Annotated in this window: 15 protein-coding genes; 4 read left to right on the forward strand and 11 right to left on the reverse strand. The window is 63.2% G+C overall.

Features of this window, described 5'->3' with window-relative positions; all coding sequences use genetic code 11:
- Nucleotides 1-5: 5 nt before the first annotated feature.
- The 4 genes from KGZ40_00915 to KGZ40_00930 all read right to left on the reverse strand — a co-directional run bounded on the left by KGZ40_00915 (nt 6) and on the right by KGZ40_00930 (nt 3,750).
- Nucleotides 6-305: a TrpR-like protein YerC/YecD gene (locus KGZ40_00915; GenBank protein ID MBS3956084.1), complete on the reverse strand. Its 300-nt coding sequence runs from the start codon at nt 303-305 to the stop codon at nt 6-8.
- A gap of 130 nt (nt 306-435) precedes the next feature.
- Nucleotides 436-1,191 carry a fumarylacetoacetate hydrolase family protein gene (locus KGZ40_00920; GenBank protein MBS3956085.1) on the reverse strand — a complete coding sequence of 252 codons (756 nt, stop codon included), beginning with the start codon at nt 1,189-1,191 and terminating at the stop codon, nt 436-438.
- A gap of 40 nt (nt 1,192-1,231) precedes the next feature.
- Complete coding sequence (cimA, locus tag KGZ40_00925) at nt 1,232-2,818, reverse strand: citramalate synthase (GenBank protein MBS3956086.1); 1,587 nt, start codon at nt 2,816-2,818, stop codon at nt 1,232-1,234.
- Nucleotides 2,819-2,835: 17 nt separating this feature from the next.
- Nucleotides 2,836-3,750: a branched-chain amino acid transaminase gene (locus KGZ40_00930; protein ID MBS3956087.1), complete on the reverse strand. Its 915-nt coding sequence runs from the start codon at nt 3,748-3,750 to the stop codon at nt 2,836-2,838.
- Between the two features lie 205 nt (nt 3,751-3,955).
- On the opposite strand from KGZ40_00930, the gene KGZ40_00935 reads away from it, so the two are divergent.
- The 4 genes from KGZ40_00935 to KGZ40_00950 all read left to right on the forward strand — a co-directional run bounded on the left by KGZ40_00935 (nt 3,956) and on the right by KGZ40_00950 (nt 7,790).
- A complete protein-coding gene (locus tag KGZ40_00935; GenBank protein ID MBS3956088.1) occupies nt 3,956-4,684 on the forward strand; it encodes a hypothetical protein in 729 nt (242 codons plus the stop codon).
- Nucleotides 4,677-5,681: a hypothetical protein gene (locus KGZ40_00940; GenBank protein MBS3956089.1), complete on the forward strand. Its 1,005-nt coding sequence runs from the start codon at nt 4,677-4,679 to the stop codon at nt 5,679-5,681. The genes KGZ40_00935 and KGZ40_00940 overlap by 8 nt, the downstream gene beginning before the upstream one ends.
- Before the next feature lie 13 nt (nt 5,682-5,694).
- Complete coding sequence (locus KGZ40_00945; GenBank protein MBS3956090.1) at nt 5,695-6,921, forward strand: NapC/NirT family cytochrome c; 1,227 nt, start codon at nt 5,695-5,697, stop codon at nt 6,919-6,921.
- Nucleotides 6,922-6,992: 71 nt separating this feature from the next.
- Nucleotides 6,993-7,790 (forward strand): tetratricopeptide repeat protein, encoded by a 798-nt coding sequence (locus tag KGZ40_00950; GenBank protein MBS3956091.1) that lies wholly within the window; start codon nt 6,993-6,995, stop codon nt 7,788-7,790.
- Between the two features lie 6 nt (nt 7,791-7,796).
- Here the strand turns inward: KGZ40_00950 and KGZ40_00955 are convergent, their stop codons facing one another.
- The 7 genes from KGZ40_00955 to KGZ40_00985 form a co-directional block, all read right to left on the reverse strand.
- The gene (locus KGZ40_00955; GenBank protein ID MBS3956092.1) at nt 7,797-10,298 is read right to left on the reverse strand and encodes a cell wall-binding repeat-containing protein; all 2,502 of its coding nucleotides are present in this window, start codon (nt 10,296-10,298) and stop codon (nt 7,797-7,799) included.
- Nucleotides 10,299-10,310: 12 nt separating this feature from the next.
- Complete coding sequence (locus KGZ40_00960) at nt 10,311-10,748, reverse strand: hypothetical protein (protein ID MBS3956093.1); 438 nt, start codon at nt 10,746-10,748, stop codon at nt 10,311-10,313.
- Nucleotides 10,749-10,923: 175 nt separating this feature from the next.
- A complete protein-coding gene (locus tag KGZ40_00965; GenBank protein MBS3956094.1) occupies nt 10,924-11,544 on the reverse strand; it encodes a hypothetical protein in 621 nt (206 codons plus the stop codon).
- 81 nt (nt 11,545-11,625) lie between these two features.
- Entirely contained in the window at nt 11,626-11,889 is a 264-nt protein-coding gene (locus tag KGZ40_00970; GenBank protein ID MBS3956095.1) for a hypothetical protein, read from the reverse strand.
- Nucleotides 11,890-11,921: 32 nt separating this feature from the next.
- Nucleotides 11,922-13,373, reverse strand: coding sequence for a hypothetical protein (locus KGZ40_00975; GenBank protein MBS3956096.1), 1,452 nt, complete (start codon nt 13,371-13,373; stop codon nt 11,922-11,924).
- A 240-nt stretch (nt 13,374-13,613) separates the two neighbouring features.
- Nucleotides 13,614-14,180, reverse strand: a complete 567-nt coding sequence (locus KGZ40_00980) for a GerMN domain-containing protein (GenBank protein ID MBS3956097.1) — start codon at nt 14,178-14,180, stop codon at nt 13,614-13,616.
- On the reverse strand, nt 14,180-15,670 hold the full coding sequence (locus KGZ40_00985) for an NHL repeat-containing protein (GenBank protein MBS3956098.1): 1,491 nt from the start codon (nt 15,668-15,670) through the stop codon (nt 14,180-14,182). Before KGZ40_00985 ends, KGZ40_00980 begins: the two co-directional genes overlap by 1 nt.
- Nucleotides 15,671-15,730: the final 60 nt, after the last annotated feature.

Here is a 15,730-nt window from a genome sequence, read left to right on the forward strand (position 1 = left end):
GGCGGTCACCGCTTTTCGGTGTGAAGACGGGCGAGTACGGTCCGGTATCCGTCAGCCCCGTAGTTCAGCGCCTTGCTCACCCGGCTGATGGTGGTGGCCGAGGCACCCGTCACGTCCCGGATGTGGTTGTAGTGCTCGCCTGAGGCGAGCAACGCGGCCACGTGGAAGCGCTGAGCCATGTCCTGGATCTCCTTGATTGTGGCCACATCTTGCAGGAACGCGTATGTTTCCTCCGCGTTTTCGAGCGCGAGGAACGCTTGGAGCAACTCGTCGACCTCCGGCGTTCTCAAGCGGTCCGCGGGCATGTCGGTGTGTCGCTCCCCCGTCGATGGTGAACACAAGATGATGTGGTCAGCATAGCACGGAGCGCCGACATTTGGGGCCTGTGGATAGCCGAACGGCTGTTCGCGCGAGACGGGCGGCACGGGGTTGCGATCAGCCCAGCACAACCGGGTTGACGAGACTCCCCACGCCCTCGATGCGCACCTCGACGGTGTCGCCTGAAGCGAGCGGCCCTACGCCCGCGGGCGTGCCGGTCAGGATCACATCGCCGGGCACGAGCGTCATCACGCCGCTCACAAAGCTCACGATCTCGTGGACGCTAAAGATCATGTCGCTCGTTCGCGACGACTGGCGCCGCTCGCCGTTGACGTACGACTCGACAAGCAGGTCGGCTGGATCGGCGTCCGTCTCGATCCACGGGCCGAGCGGGCAAAACCCGTCGAAGCTCTTGGCGCGCGTCCACTGGCCGTCCGTGCGCTGAAGGTCGCGGGCGGTGACGTCGTTGGCGCACACGTAGCCTAAAATGTTCGCGGCCGCATCCTCGAGTGTGGCGTGGCGCGTGCGCCTGCCGATGACAACGCCAAGCTCCGCCTCGTAATCGACGCGCCCCACTCCCGGCGGAATCCGGATAGCGCAGCCGGGACCGCTCACGGCCGTTGGGGGCTTGAGAAACAACACGGGCTCGTCGGGCACCACGTGGCCGAGCTCCTCGGCGTGCGCCCGGTAGTTCACGCCCACGCACACTACCTTGGTGGGAGCAACCGGCGCGATCAGCTCCGCGGAGGCAAGCGCGATGCTCGCCTCACGCTCCCACCGGGCAAACGGTTCGTCTGAGATGAGTGTCACCGTGGTGTTGTCGGCAAGCCCCCAGCGGCAGTCGCCATCCGCAAGCAACCGAACGACCCTCATGCCACACCTCTTGACCCGCTCGACGGGATCCTCTTGGGAGCTAACTTCCATCGAGAACCCGGGTTTCCTGCCGAGGATGTGCGAGTCCGTGCTCGACCGAGTCGACAAGCGCCTCCCACGACGCCTCGATGATGTTCTCCGAGACCCCCACCGTTCCCCAACTCTTCTCCCCGTCCGATGTCTCGATGAGGACGCGCGTCACGGCACGGGTGCCCTTCTTCTCGTCGAGCACACGGACCTTGAAGTCGGTGAGCTCGAACTCGTCGAGGCGCGGGTAGAAGCGGCCTATCGCGATGCGCAGCGCCTTGTCGAGCGCGTTGACGGGGCCGTTACCCTCGGCGGTGGCGATGTAGCGGTGACCGGCGACGTGCAACTTGATCGTCGCCTCGGTCATGACGCGCCCGTCTTCGCGCTTCTCCATGATGCAGCGAAACGACTCCAGCGTAAACGAGGGCTCGTACGAGCCGATGCCTTTCTTGAGCATGATCTCAAGACTCGCGTCGGCGGTCTCGAAGGAGTACCCCTTGTGCTCGAGTTCCTTGACGCTGTCGAGCACCGCTCCGGTGACCGCCGGTTCCCCGGTCAGATCGATGCCGAGTTCTGCCGCCTTCATCGTGAGCGATGCGCGACCGGCGAGCTCGCTCACGACCACGCGAGCGAGGTTGCCCACCGCCGCCGGGCCAACGTGTTCGTAGGCTTCCGGCAGCCGCGCGGCCGCGCTCGCGTGCACGCCTCCCTTGTGCGCGAACGCGCTCGCGCCCACGTAGGGCTGGTGCGGGTCGGGGGCGACGTTGGCGGTCTCGGCGACAAAGTGCGCCACCTCGGTGATAAGCTTGAGTTGATCACGCGAGATGCACGGGCGATCCATCTTGAGCACGAGCGCGGGGATGATCGCCGTCAGGTCCGCGTTACCCGCACGCTCGCCGTAGCCGTTGATCGTCCCCTGCACGTGCGTACATCCGGCCTCGATGGCGAGCAGGGAGTTCGCCACCGCGCATCCACCGTCGTTGTGCGCGTGTATGCCGAGCGGGGCGTCGACCTCAAGGGCCACCACTCCCGTCGCCCGCAAAACCTCGTGCGGCAGGGTGCCGCCGTTGGTGTCGCACAGCACGACCGCGTCAGCGCCCGCCGCAGCCGCGGCGCGCACGACCTCGATCGCGTAGTCGGCGTTGTGCGCGTAGCCGTCGAAGAAGTGCTCGGCGTCGAAGAAGACGGTACGGCCCGCCGCCTTGAGGTAGGCGACCGAGTCGCGCACCATCCGCACGTTTTCCTCGAGCGTTGTTTGGAGCGTCTCGGTGACGTGGAGGTCCCACGCCTTGCCAAAGACGCAGAGCGCCGAGCATCCGGTTGCGAGCAACGCGGATAGACCCTCGTCGTCCTCGGGCGCGGTGTACTTGCGGCACGTCGAGCCAAAAGCTGACACGGCCGCTGTCTCCAACTCAAGCTCGCGCGCCCGCTCGAAGAACTCGGCGTCTTTTGGGTTGGATCCCGGGAAGCCGCCTTCGACATAGTGTATGCCGAGCGTGTCGAGCTTTTGCACGATGCGGAGCTTGTCGTCGACGGAAAGCGAGAGCCCCTCGCGCTGGGTCCCGTCTCTTAGTGTCGTGTCGTAAAGGGTGACCACGATCGCTGCCCTCCCTGGCCTCACACGCGGGTGAGCCACGCTTCATACGCCGCGTCCTCGCCCTTGGCCACACGGAAGAAGCTCTCCTGCAGACCGAGGGTGATCGGACCGGGCTTTCCAATCTCACGTCCGTCGACCGAGTGAACCGGCACGACCTCCGCGGCCGATCCTGTCATGAACATCTCGTCGCACGTGTAGAGGTCCGTGCGCACGAGCGACGTCTCACGGACCTCGATGCCCTTGTCACGCGCGAGCGTCATGATGCTGTCGCGGGTGATGCCCTCAAGGATGCCATCTGAGACGGGCGGCGTGTGGATCACGCCCTTCTTGACGATGAAGAGGTTCTCGCCCGTACCCTCGCACACTCTGCCCTCTTCGTTAAGCAGGATCGCCTCGGCGTAACCGTGACGGTTCGCCTCCACGCGCGCGAGCGAAGAGTTGATGTACTGGCCGGTTGCCTTGACCGCCGGCGGAGTCGAGTTGATCCCGCGCTGACGCCAGCTGGAGACCCCTACCGCAACGCCGTTTGCGAGCGCGTCTTCGCCGAGGTAGGTGTCCCACGGCCACGCGGCGATTACCACGTTGACCGGAGCGGGCATCGGGTCAAGACCCATGACCCCGTACCCCCGAAACGCGATCGGGCGAATATAACAAGAGCTCAGACGGTTGATCCGGATGGTCTCGAGCACGGCTTCGACCGTCTGTTCGACCGAGTAGCCGAGTGTCATGAGCAGCATCCGGGCGCTGCGCTCGAAGCGCTCCATGTGCTCGGTAAGCCGGAAGACCGCTGGTCCGTCAGGAGTCGCGTAGCACCGGATACCCTCAAAGACGCCGGAACCGTAGTGGAGCGCGTGAGTGAGGACGTGCACCTGCGCCGCGTCCCAATCGACGAGCGTGCCATCCATCCAAATCTTGTCGACTTTGGGCAGTGTCATCTGCGCACCCCTCTCCGCGTCAACGAGTGTGCGTATCAGTGTACGCGAGCGGGGGCGCTCGATGTAAGGGGCCTTCCGACGGCTCCCGACGGCTGTCTCCCGCCAGCTGCCAGAGAACGGCGGGCGGTTTGATATACTTTTCATCAACTGCGAAGCGAACCCATCATGCCCGCCTCTGTGACCCTTGGATGTGATATCACTCACCATGCAGCCAGATTCGGAGCGCCCCACAGAGGCGGGGCACGTCCCCGGACCGCAGCACGAGCCGCAGCCCGCGAAGTCCGAGCGTCAGCTCGCGCTCGAGCGCGAGGACAAACGGCGCCGCACCCTGATCGCGCTCAGCACGCTCGCGGTCCTTGCGTTCCTGCTCTTCTTGGTGTCATTCGCATTCGAGGACTCACGCATCGCCGCGGAGTCCGGCACCCGTCCGGTCGCCAACCTGCCAGCGGACACGGCCCGTGTCGAGCCACCTGAAGAGCCGCTCTTCACGCTGCTCCCCGTTTCGCTGACCGGCTACGCCACCAGGGCATACCAAGACACGCCGTACGGCGGCGGCCTTCAGGCGGAAGCCGTCTACGAGCCAGAAGACATGCACCTGCAACTCGCCTCGCCCCTCAACGTGTACGCTCTCCTCACCTTGTGGGACTCTGAAGAAAACGCCCGGCTTCATGTGGAGCGAACCGCAGCCGGTTTCCCGCTTGAAGCCGTCGTCACGGTTGTAGGAGAGAGCGCCGCGCTCGCGTACATGGGCTACGACTCAAACCGCGCCCGCTACTTTGTGGGCCACCAGAAGGGGACGCTCTCCCTCATCACCTACGCGACGTACTCGCGCGGCGGCGTACCGGTCGACCACCGCGACCAGCTGAGGGTCCACGGTCAAGCGCTCTCAACGAAAGTCATCGATCATCTCCACCAGGGATCCGCCGGTGAGTAGCTTAGACGAGCGCGCACGAGAGCGTAGACGCAAGCGCCACGCGCTCGAGGACCGCGCTGTCTTCGTGGTGAAAGCGGCCGTGCTGGCCGCGGTCATCTATGGGTTCACCACCATGAGCGCGGCACCCCTGACCATCACGTGCCGAGGATGCCACTCAGACACGCGCGCGTCACATCAAGCGGCCGCTCACTCTGATCTCTCGTGCAACGCGTGTCACAGCGGGACCACGCTGGCAGACCGGCTCGATTTCCGAGTCCGGTACGCGCGCATGGTCACCTCCCAGATACTTTTCAGGCCCAGCGGGGGCACCGTGGTCACCAACGCCACCTGCGCCGGTTGTCACACGATGGAGATCGCCTCCACGTTCTCAGCCCCCACCGGAGTCCGCATCAGCCACCAGCAAAAGATCGCTGGCGGGTATCAGTGCACCGACTGCCACTCGACAACCGGTCACGCGCTTTCAGGTGCCGCGGAACGCCGCCCGGACATGTTCGTGTGCCTCTCGTGCCACAACACGCTTGAAAACGCCCGTTGCGAGAGCTGCCATACGGAAGAACGGGAGGCCCGTCCGCACTACGTGAGCGAGTGGCGGCTCACGCACGGCGCCAACTGGCGCTCGCTACACGGCATGGGCGAGCTCGCCACGTGCAACATCTGCCACGTCCCCTCGTACTGTGCGAGGTGTCACGGCGTCGAACTGCCGCATCCTTCCGGCTATCTCGCCCGCCACGGTAACGCCGTACTCGCGCCGGAAGCCCGGCAGGTGTGCTTCGATTGTCACGACAACGAGCAGTTCTGCTTTGCGTGCCACCAAGTCGAGATGCCCCATCCGGAAGGATTTTTGCGCGGCCACCTAGAGACGTCACCCGGCACGGAGGAGCGGTGTCTTCGGTGTCACCAAGACACCACGTGCACCGCGTGCCACACCCAGCACGTGCATCCTGGCATCCCGCCAGACATCCTCTCCACTCTGAGAGATCGGCTGGGACTTGAATAGGCAGCTCAGCGACATGACCTGGCGTGACGCCCTCGACATCCTGCTGCTCGATTTGCAGCAGGCGGTCGTGTCGCCCGCCGCCAATCCGACGGTGACGCTGCTCGTACTGCTTATCCTGCTCGTGTTCCTCGCGTTCCTGGCGGCGCTCGGTTTTTCCATCTACATGCTCGTCAGCCGCAAACGCAACAAGGTCACATGGATACGCGTCGCCGCCACGCGCAGAGAGCGCTGGATCAGCCGGTTCGTGCTGCTGGTCTTCTTTGTCACGCTGATGATTCCCATCACGTACTACACGGAGGCCGAGACCAACTGCCTCAACTGCCACTCAGAGGGCAGGGAGCGCCGGGCGCTCGATGAGACCGCGCACCAGACGGTCAGGTGCGTGAAGTGCCACATGGAGCCGGGACTGAGCGGGTACGTGAGCCAGAAGATCGATTTCTCGCGCTGGGTGCGCGAGTACCTCGAGGTCCAAGAGCCTCCTCGCAACGAGCTGATGGACGGACGCGTAGTCGACGCGTCGTGTCTGAGGTGCCACCGCGCCGTGACAGACGGCACGATCACGGTGGGCTACATCCGTGTGAACCACGCGCAGATCGCCACGGGTGACTCCCGCTGTGTCGACTGCCACAACCAGGTCGGACATCCTGGCGTGGTGACGCCCGCGCGCGAACCGCAGATGTCGATTTGCATGCACTGCCATGACGGCGTGCAGGCCAGAGCGGAGTGCGCGGTCTGCCACACGAGGGACGTGGGCGACGGCGCTCGCCCCGCCGAGAGGACCTTCCCCGCGCAGCATGCGATCGACATCGCGTGGAATTACTGCTACGGCTGCCATGACGAGAGCAGAGAGTGCCTGCCATGCCACGGAGTGACCATGCCCCATCCCCCCGACTGGATAGCGGATCGCCAGGTGGTAAGCCACGGCAGGGCGGCGGCGTTCACCAACAAGCAGGTGTGCTGGCGTTGCCACTACTCAGCGGCGGGCCCGTTCACCCAGGGTGACGAGTTTTGCGGACGGTGCCATCGAATCCAAGTCCACGGCCGCGACGAAGACGTGTACTGGTCTCATCGCCGCTTTGAGGCCGCAAGCTGCGTCGGTTTCTGTCATACCGCGAGAAAGTGCACATCGGCATGTCACGAGTACCGGTCGGCCACAACCGCTCCTCCCGCCGTGATGCAGCGGCCGTTCATCGTCCCCGATTACCGGGACCCAGACCTGTTTCCCGTACCGCAACAGTAACGATGGAGCGTGTCCAGACGTTCGAGATCACCAGACAGACCGGCCAGAAACCAGCAGAAGAGGAGTAAACAATGGAACACCTGATGAACGGTGACGCGCACTTCGAAGAAGGCGCGTTTGGCGCGGCGATCGAGGAGTACACGAAAGCGGTGATTCTGGATCCCGCGAACCCGCACGCATATTTCAAGCGAGGACTCGCCTACGCGGAGCTTGAGCAGTTCGACAAAGCGGCCGAGGATTACTCGAAGGCTCTCGAATTCGATCCCGGTAACGCTGCTACCTACTACAAGCGCGGCGTCGCGTTTCACAACACCGGCATGTTGGCTGAGGCAGCAGAGGACTACTCGAGGGCGATAGACCTCGATCCGGACAACGGTCTGGCCTACAACAACCGGGGGATACTCCGTCACCGGGACGGTGATGTGGAAGGAGCAATCGCGGACTATACGCGAGCGATCGAAATCAACCCCGGTGACAGCGCAGCGTACACCAACCGGGGGTTCGCTCTGCAGGAGAAAGGTGACCTCGAACTTGCCATCGCTGACTGCGGCAAGGCAATCGAGCTCGACCCCGCTTCCGCAGTGGCCTACAACAACCGGGGCCAGATCCTGCGAGCCCGGATAGGCCAAGCTCGCACGGAAGCGCTCGCTGATTTCTCAAAAGCGATCGAACTCGATGAATCGTATGCCACCGCTTACGCCAACCGGGCGGCAATGTACCTGGAGGCTGGCCGCGATTACGACGCGTCGCTGGATTTCCGGGCGGCGGCAGAACTCGATCAGAGATACGCCTACGGCCCTGGATTCGCGACCCCACAGCAAGACGAACCGGACTCACCGCCAGCGCAGACCACGCACACCGGGCCTTAAAACCCCCTACTGCGCGGCGAGGCGAAGTTCTGTGGCCACAACTTCAGGAACCGGCCCCGTCCCACCGAGCACGTTGAGTTGGTTGATCGTGGAAAAACGCGACCCGAGAAACCCGGTGACCACCGAGGGAACTGGGATGGTGTCTGGCACGAGGACGAGCGGGTGCCTGGCCGCCGCGATGACGGCACCGGCAGCAAGAGCGTCAGGATAGTTGCGCCCTGTCGCGATGTATACCGCACTCGTTGTGAAACCAGCGCTCGCAAGCGCGTGCTCCACTACAGCAATACCAGTCGCATATCTGTTGATTCCGGCAATCCTGACGGGCGACGTCAGAAGAGCCTCGACCTCCTCCGTGATGACCCCGGTTCCGCCAAGCACGATCGTCTCTGTCACTCCGAGCGTCGAAAGAGCCCCGCTAGTCTGTGCGGGAAGCGTATCGCGGCGGGTCAAGAGAACGGGCACGCCCCTCGCCGCCGCTACCCCGCCCGCTGCGAGCGCATCGGGGAAGTTCTCTCCGGTGGCAACATAGGCGGTCGCAAACCCGCTCACTCCCCGTACGCGGGCAAGCTCGAGCGCGATCCGGGCGGCGGTGTCGTAGCGGTTTTCACCGGCGATCCTCGTGACAGTGATGCCCGCGTTGGAAAGCTGGCCTGCCACCCCGGCAGACACTACTCCCGTGCCGCCCACGATCACCGCACGTGTGGCACCCAGCCGGGTGATCTCAGCCATAAGGTGGGCGGGAAGTGAGGTCGTGGCTGGCACGAGGAGAATCGGTGCCCCCAGCGCGCGTGCGAGCGGCGCGGCGGCAAGCGCGTCAGGGAAGTTCTGTGAAGTCGCAAGCACGACGGTTGGCGCTGTGGTAAACCCGCTCTTCGATATCTCGATGGCGGTCCTGACCCTGTCTGTGCCTGCGATGCGCACGACACGCACTCCAGTGGTAAAGCTCATGGTGTGTGCGGCGGCAAACACGTTGCCTGACATGTCGTTCACCGCGCCTTGCGGGAGATTGAGCGTGTAGCTGGTGCGAGGGTCTAGCTGTGCGCGGGGCAAAACGACTACCCTGCCTTCGCTATGGAGGTCGACGCGGCAATCGATCCGATCGCCCTGCGCCGTTGACAAAGTGATAACGTTAAAGTTCGCCCCCTGCACGATCATCTCGTTAAAGGAAAGTATTACCGGCGTGTCGGGACGAACAGCGTTCGCGCCGTTCGCCGGTGTGGAGGAAACCACGAGTGGGGCGAGAGTGTCGGGCGTGTGGTAATCGAAAAGAGTGCCAAAGTGGCGCAGACCGAACGTGTCGGTAATCGAGCCAACGGGTACCGAGAGGGTATATATCTCATCTGTTAGAAGCGGACGGACCGGATCCACCGTCAGGGTGTCACCGGCGAGCGACACCGTGATCGAAACAGGCACGCCAGAGCGGTTTCTCAAGACCACGTCCGTGAAACGCGGCCCGCTGTGAATGTGTGAGCTGAACGTGAGTGAGAAAACCGTGTCGAGCGGCACGTTGCGAGTCAGGGTCGGCGGATCTGCGGACACGAGCCCAAACGCCTGCGCCGAGCTGTTATCACCCCACCCCACACGCGTTGCGTCGCTCCTCAACGCCAGTGAGTGCATCGCACCAGCGGCTACCGCGTTAACCGGACCGAGCGCAGCAGGCACGATCGCTGCCGGGTCGGTCTGCGTGACACCCGTGTGAGGGTTCCGCCAGCGACCTCCCCAGGCGAAAACCGTGCCAGACTCAGTGAGCGCGAGCGAGTAGCGGGCCCCGCCATCGATGGCGACCACTCCGCTCAGAGTTGATGGCACGCTTGTCTGCCCGTTTTCCGACAAACCCCACGCTATGACCGTTCCATTTGATCTCAGAGCGAGCGAGTGGCTGTGTCCGCACGCGACCGAGACTATGCCGACCAGATTGCTTGGGACGCTTGACTGTCCATGTCTGTTGTCGCCCCACGCGACAACGGTGCCGTTTGACCTGAGGGCCAGAGAGTGTTTGTCTCCAGCCGCTACCGCCACAACACCGCTAAGACCCGCTGGAACACTCGACTGACGTGAATCGTTTGCACCCCACGCGACTACCGTGCCGTTTGATCTCAACGCGAGTGAGTGCTCACCGCCAGCCGCCACGGCGATCACGCCGCTAAGGCCCGGAGGGACCGTTGCCTGCGCCGAATCGTTCGCGCCCCACACTACGACGGTGCCCGCGGACGTGAGCGCGAGCGAGTGCGAACCGCCAGCCGCCACGGCGATCACACCACTCAATCCGGATGGAACCACCGCCTGCCCTGAATCGTTCGAGCCCCACGCGACAACCGTGCCCGCAGACGTGACAGCAAGTGAGTGCGCGTACCCCGCCGATATCTTCGCGGCTGCCTGCGTTGCCTGAGGCACGGTGAGAGCATGAGCGGTCGCGGGAAGGTACGTGAGCGGAATAAACCAGCTTGCGACAAGCGCTGCAAGCACGCCCACGCGAACGAGCACCGTGCTAAACGTTATTCGCGACACGGCGCTCCTCACTCACTGACCAGCTTCGAGACCTGGACACGCCGATGAGTCCTGCTCCCAGTCATGGGGGGGGCGCACCTGTCCGCTTCCCGCTGACCCGGAAGGTGGAGTATCCGCAGCGCCGCCGTCCGGGACATCAGAGCCCGCAGCGTTACCGGCTGCCGGAGCGCCGCTCTCAGCGTCTTGCATATCACCGGCCGCGTCCGATCGATTCGCTGGCGTAATCGTATTCGTACTCTCTATAGCGACCGGCTCCCCGCTACAGGGATCCGTCGCGACAACGCTCGCATCGTTGCCCGGCACGGCGCTTGCGCCATCTGCCAAACTTGAGGAGTAGGAACGCTCACGGCTGCTTTGCCACGACTCCTCAGCCGTGGCCGCCGCAACACCTGCGACGAACAGTAGCGCAGCGGCAAGCATCAACTTCCTCTTGCTGAAAACCCGTCTCACCAATGTCACATCCTTGGTCGCCGCCTGCTCTCAGCGGCCCTGAAGTCCCACGTACTGTAAGCGGCGGATACCGCTCCGGGTCAACGGAGCGGTATCCGGCTTGACTCACATGCGCCTTCTCACACATTCAACTCCCGTGCGAACACACATGTTTCCGCTCGTGTGCACGCCGATACTACCGGTGACACACCGTACAATCTTCCTTGGGCATAACGTTAGCACCGACGTCGAGAGCGTCATGGCAGGCACCACACGCGACTCTGCGCGTGCTGAACGCCCTGGTGGGGGTAGCTGTTCCGTGTTTGAGGTTGTTGATCTGCTGGAGGGTACGGACCACGTTATCCGCCACTAGGCGTCCGCAAAGCTCTGAGCGAAGCAGGTCAGGAGTGAGACCGGTGCCAAGCTGCGCGAGGTACCCGTTTGCCGGGTTGCGATACTGCTCGACGATGTTGTGGCACTGCAGGCTCCGCGGCGTGAAGCCGGTCACCGATTGCCTCCGCACGCTTCCTCCAACTGCAACCTTCGCTGTGTGGTTCAAGAACCAACCAGCGTTACCGACATCCACAAACGGGTGCGGGTCTTCGCAGAAGTGCGCGAATATCTCGTCTATCCTCGCATTCGTCAAACCGCGCGTGGTGGCTATCTCGGTCACGACGGCGCAACTAATAGCTATACCGCATGTCGCACCCCAGCCAGCCATACCGGCCGCGCCGAACGCTGTCGGGGTCAAGGTCACGGCCATGCCAGGAGTGGCGCGGCTGTACGCGCCGTGCATGTACTCCCAGGGACTACGCACGCCACTACCGGTTAGATAGGTGGTCTCAAGCACTACTGCATCGATTATCACTGAAACCAGTGCATGGTAGGCTGCGTTCGCTCAACCACCGCCCGCGACGAACTGGTTGAAGCCACGCACGGCGGCCAACTGGCATGCAGCTTCAAACGTCGCAGGAGTACTCCACGCGACCGGCCAGTGCAGGTTCTGCGCGGTGAAGGGGCCGATGGCCGCATCCGCGTACGCCTTGTCAGTGCCTACCGCAAGCTGGCCTACGCCGTAACCGGCTGCCAGGATTCCCGCGCCTATCAGCATCTCCCTACGAGAGATTCCGTTGGCTTCAGGAGTCATGATATCTCTATCCACTTAAGAACCCTCCTTTCAAGTTGGGTCGCTAGTTAGTGGTTGACGCCAACACCGGTGTGGCACCTGAGACACACCGCATCGAGGTTGCCAGCGCTGAGAGTACCGACTTGGGACGGTGTCGCCCAACCTGTTGCGTCCATCGAAGAGGTCCAGCGACCGAGCATCTTGAAGTCGTTCGCGGGACCGGCGTGCGGGAAGTCGTACAGAGCCCAGTTGCCAGCGTTCTCAGCCGCGGTACGCATCGTCGCGTAACCGACGGTTCCCAAGTGGCACTGGTTGCAGGTGGCATCGGGGCCGCCGACTGAGTTTGCCGGAGTGAGCGGCATGTCAGCACGGTGGCAGCTGTAGCACTGAGCCGGGCCACCGCTCGACGTACCCGTGTAGGGAACGGGGTGTGTACGGTCGCCGTGCATCTCGCCACCGAACTGCGAGGGCACTGCGGAACTCGAGCCGATGTTGAGGTTGTGGCAATCAGCGCACCACACCGAAAGCGCCCGGCTCGTCACCTGTGCGGGATCAAGCTGGGGATCGACAGCTACGAACACACCGTTGTGATACCGGCCGGCTTGGCGCCAGTCGGTCCAGACAGTGTCGGGAAGACCGGTGTTGGCCGCCGTGAGGTCGGTCGTTGGAACGTCGATAATCTCCGCTGTGGTGACCGTGCCGCCAGCACGGCCTACCATCATGGCCTGGTCATTTACCGAACCTGACGGCGAACTGCGGAGCAGCTTGTAGCCAGCCGGAGCGTCGGCCGTCCTCCACACAAGTTCTTGCGCGTTATGGACCTGATGGCAGCTCATGCAGGTAAGCGCGTTGGGACCGACCCTCGCCCAGTCACCGAAGCCACCATGACCAAAGTTGCCGTGATCCCGCGTGAAGCGGAACATGGCGTTGCGACGCTCTTCGTAGCGGCGCACCTGGATGGTCGTCGATGTGGTGTTCATCGAGGCGTCGACCGTTGAGATGGTGGTGTCAGTAAGCCACTGGCGCACCGAGCTATCAGGGATGATCGAGCTCGCGCCGATCGTGTGACCGTTGGTCGTGTAGATTCCCTGGGCACCGCTGCTGTCGTATACGATCTTGCGGGAGCGAGCCGAGTTGCCGATATGACAGTAGTTGCACGCGTCGTCCTGGCTGTTGGCCCTCAACAGGTAGTAGGCGCCCTCCGCGCGGTGGACGGCATGACAGACTTTACACTTGTTCGAAGTCGAGTCGTAGCCGCCGTGCGGGTTGGTGCCGTAGATGTCAAAGCCCGCGCCCGAAGGATGGGTAGCGGTTGCCGTAGCGTCGAAGGCCCGGTACCCGCCCTCAGTCTTGCGCGCGGGATCCCTGAGATCCTGATACCACCAACGGCTCGCGCCATCGGCGCCGATGACCGTAGTGGCCTCCTGGCCCTCGGTATCAGGCGATGCGAACGCTACCGCCACGCCTGACACGAGCATCAGGCATCCAAGAGCGAGAGTCAGAAACAATCTAACACGCATGGAACCTCCCTCCGTAGATGAGACAGATGTAAGTTTGTGCATGAATTCACCTCCTTCCACAGGCAAGCGTACCGTGGTCAGATGTGTCGTACAAGGGATTTCGTGCGTTAATTCACAACTTAAGAAGTCTTAGTATTCTGACTACTTATACGATGCGGTGGGAGGGGTCACGAGCGGCATTGAACACCCCCGGAAAGCGTATACCCCCAGGGTATCGCACGCGGGGACAGCGTCGCGCGCTTACTCTTTCGCGGTGATATCGAGCGGTTCGCGGGGCAATCTCACGCTCCCCCAGAACTCCTCGATCCGCCTTCCGTCGACCTCCCCTGAACTCTTGCCGTCGACGGTGATTAGCACTGATGTGATCTCTGGGAACTGCCGCAGCGTCTCGAGCACCGCGCCAAACGCAACGACTCTCGCCTGCTCGTCTTCCACCGGGAAGTCGAGGACCTCGGCGGAGAAGTCGATGGTGCCGACACCGGTTCCCTGATCGACCGTGACAGAGTTGACCGTCGCTTGCGGAAGCACGATCGCGATTTGCTCCTTTTCGGGGCTGACCGCGAACAGGCGCTGCATGGCGACCTCAGGCAGGTTATCGCTTACCGGGACCACCTGCCGCTCCTCGATGATGATCTCGCCATCTGGGTAGTACACAGAGATCGCGGTGGTCTCACCGGCGATCTTCGACTCGGTGGGCGAAGGCACGGACGGTGAACACCCGGCTGTTGCGAGCACCACGAACATCGCAAACGCTCCCGCGCCGAGAGCCGCCCAAACTATGGCCTTGACCGATCCGGCGGAGCGCATCACTTCTCCACCTCGCTCTTCTCGGCGGGCGTGCTTTCCGCCAGGTCCGCACGCTCGATCAGCTCGTCGAGGCGAACCGCAACGAGCTCGAGCTCTTGAGCTGTCTCCCTCACAGGCTCCGATTCGCTCAGCAGCACCGTCTTGCCCCTGATTTGGTACGCGAGCGTCAGCGCCTCGAGCTCCGGGCCCTCGATGAGGAAGCGCCCGGCAAACTCCTCCATGCGCTCGGGATCAGGCTCAACGCTCACGAGTGCGGGCTTTTCGAAGCGTCCGCCAAACACCTCAAAGACAGCCGGCGTCACGTGGAGCTTTTTGACATGGCGGGCGATCTCGTCAACGTACTCACGATCAATCACCTCGGTGATGAAGTCAGGTGCGGCGACGTACTTGGTGCGGCGCCTGAGCAACAGCCAGAGCGCAATCGCGGCAAGCGGCAGCAGCGCGAGCGGTAGCCACCTCGCCGCCATCGGCGCAACCTGCGGTGCGGGCACCTGAAACACCTGAACGCGATCGTTGAACTTGTCGGCGACGGCGATGTAGCCGCCGACCCCGTACGCTATCCCGTCGGGGAAGTAGAAGCGGCCATCCGCGTGTCCTACCTCACCGAGCGTCTTGAGAAGCGACCCCTCTTCAGACAAGACGACGATCTCGCTGTTGGTGCCGTCGACAACATAGATGTTGCCCATCTCATCGAGGGTGATACTGGCCGGGAGTCCAAACAGGCGCCCCTCGCCGCGGTACTTGATCGCCTCGTCAGGGGGTATCGGCGCGCCATACGCCCAGAGGGCCTCGCCTGTTTCCGCGTCGAGCGCTTGCACGCGATAGTTCAGCGTGTCAGCCACGTAGAGTATCGCGCCGTCAGCGGAGGGCACGACGGCTCCCGGCAAATCGAGCTGGCCTTCTTCTCTACCACGTGTGCCGACCTGCGTCACGTACGTGCCGTCAAGGGTCCCCTTCATGATGGTTCCGTCGGTAACCACGTAAAGCGTCTCCCCGCGCACCGTCACGAATGTTGGGATGATGTCGGGGAACTCGACCTGATGGACCGGTTGAAAGTCGCGATCGAAGATGACGAGCTTGCGGTCGCCTTTCGAAAGCGCGTAGATGCGGCCGTCCGGAGCGACCGCCACTGAGACGGGGTGCTCGAATGAGAACTCGCCCAGATCCGTCCCGCTGATGCGGGCGACAAACGCGCCCCTGCTGTCGAACACGAGTATGCGGTGCTTGAGCGTGTCGGCCACGTATATGTTGCCATCAGGGCCGAACGCCACTCCTGTAGGCCTGCTCAGCAGGTCTCCCTCGAACCCGTAGATCGAGAAGAGGTACCGGAACTCCTCAGTGTCGGGGGGTCCCTCATCCCCGACAAGCTGAGCGGGGCGAGTCATCACGTAGTAGGCGAACAGCAGTGCGAGCAGCGCGAGCAGCAGCACGAGGAGCGCGAGCAGATTGCGGCGAATCCGAGTGTCCCTAAACATGACTCCGCTAGCCACTGATTACCTCCGAGTCTCGCAACGCGTTCACGCCCGCATGGGGCATCGTCAGCCGTTTCA

It is taken from the genome of Clostridiales bacterium, assembly GCA_018333995.1.
Lineage (GTDB): Bacteria > Actinomycetota > Coriobacteriia > Anaerosomatales > SLCP01 > JAGXSG01.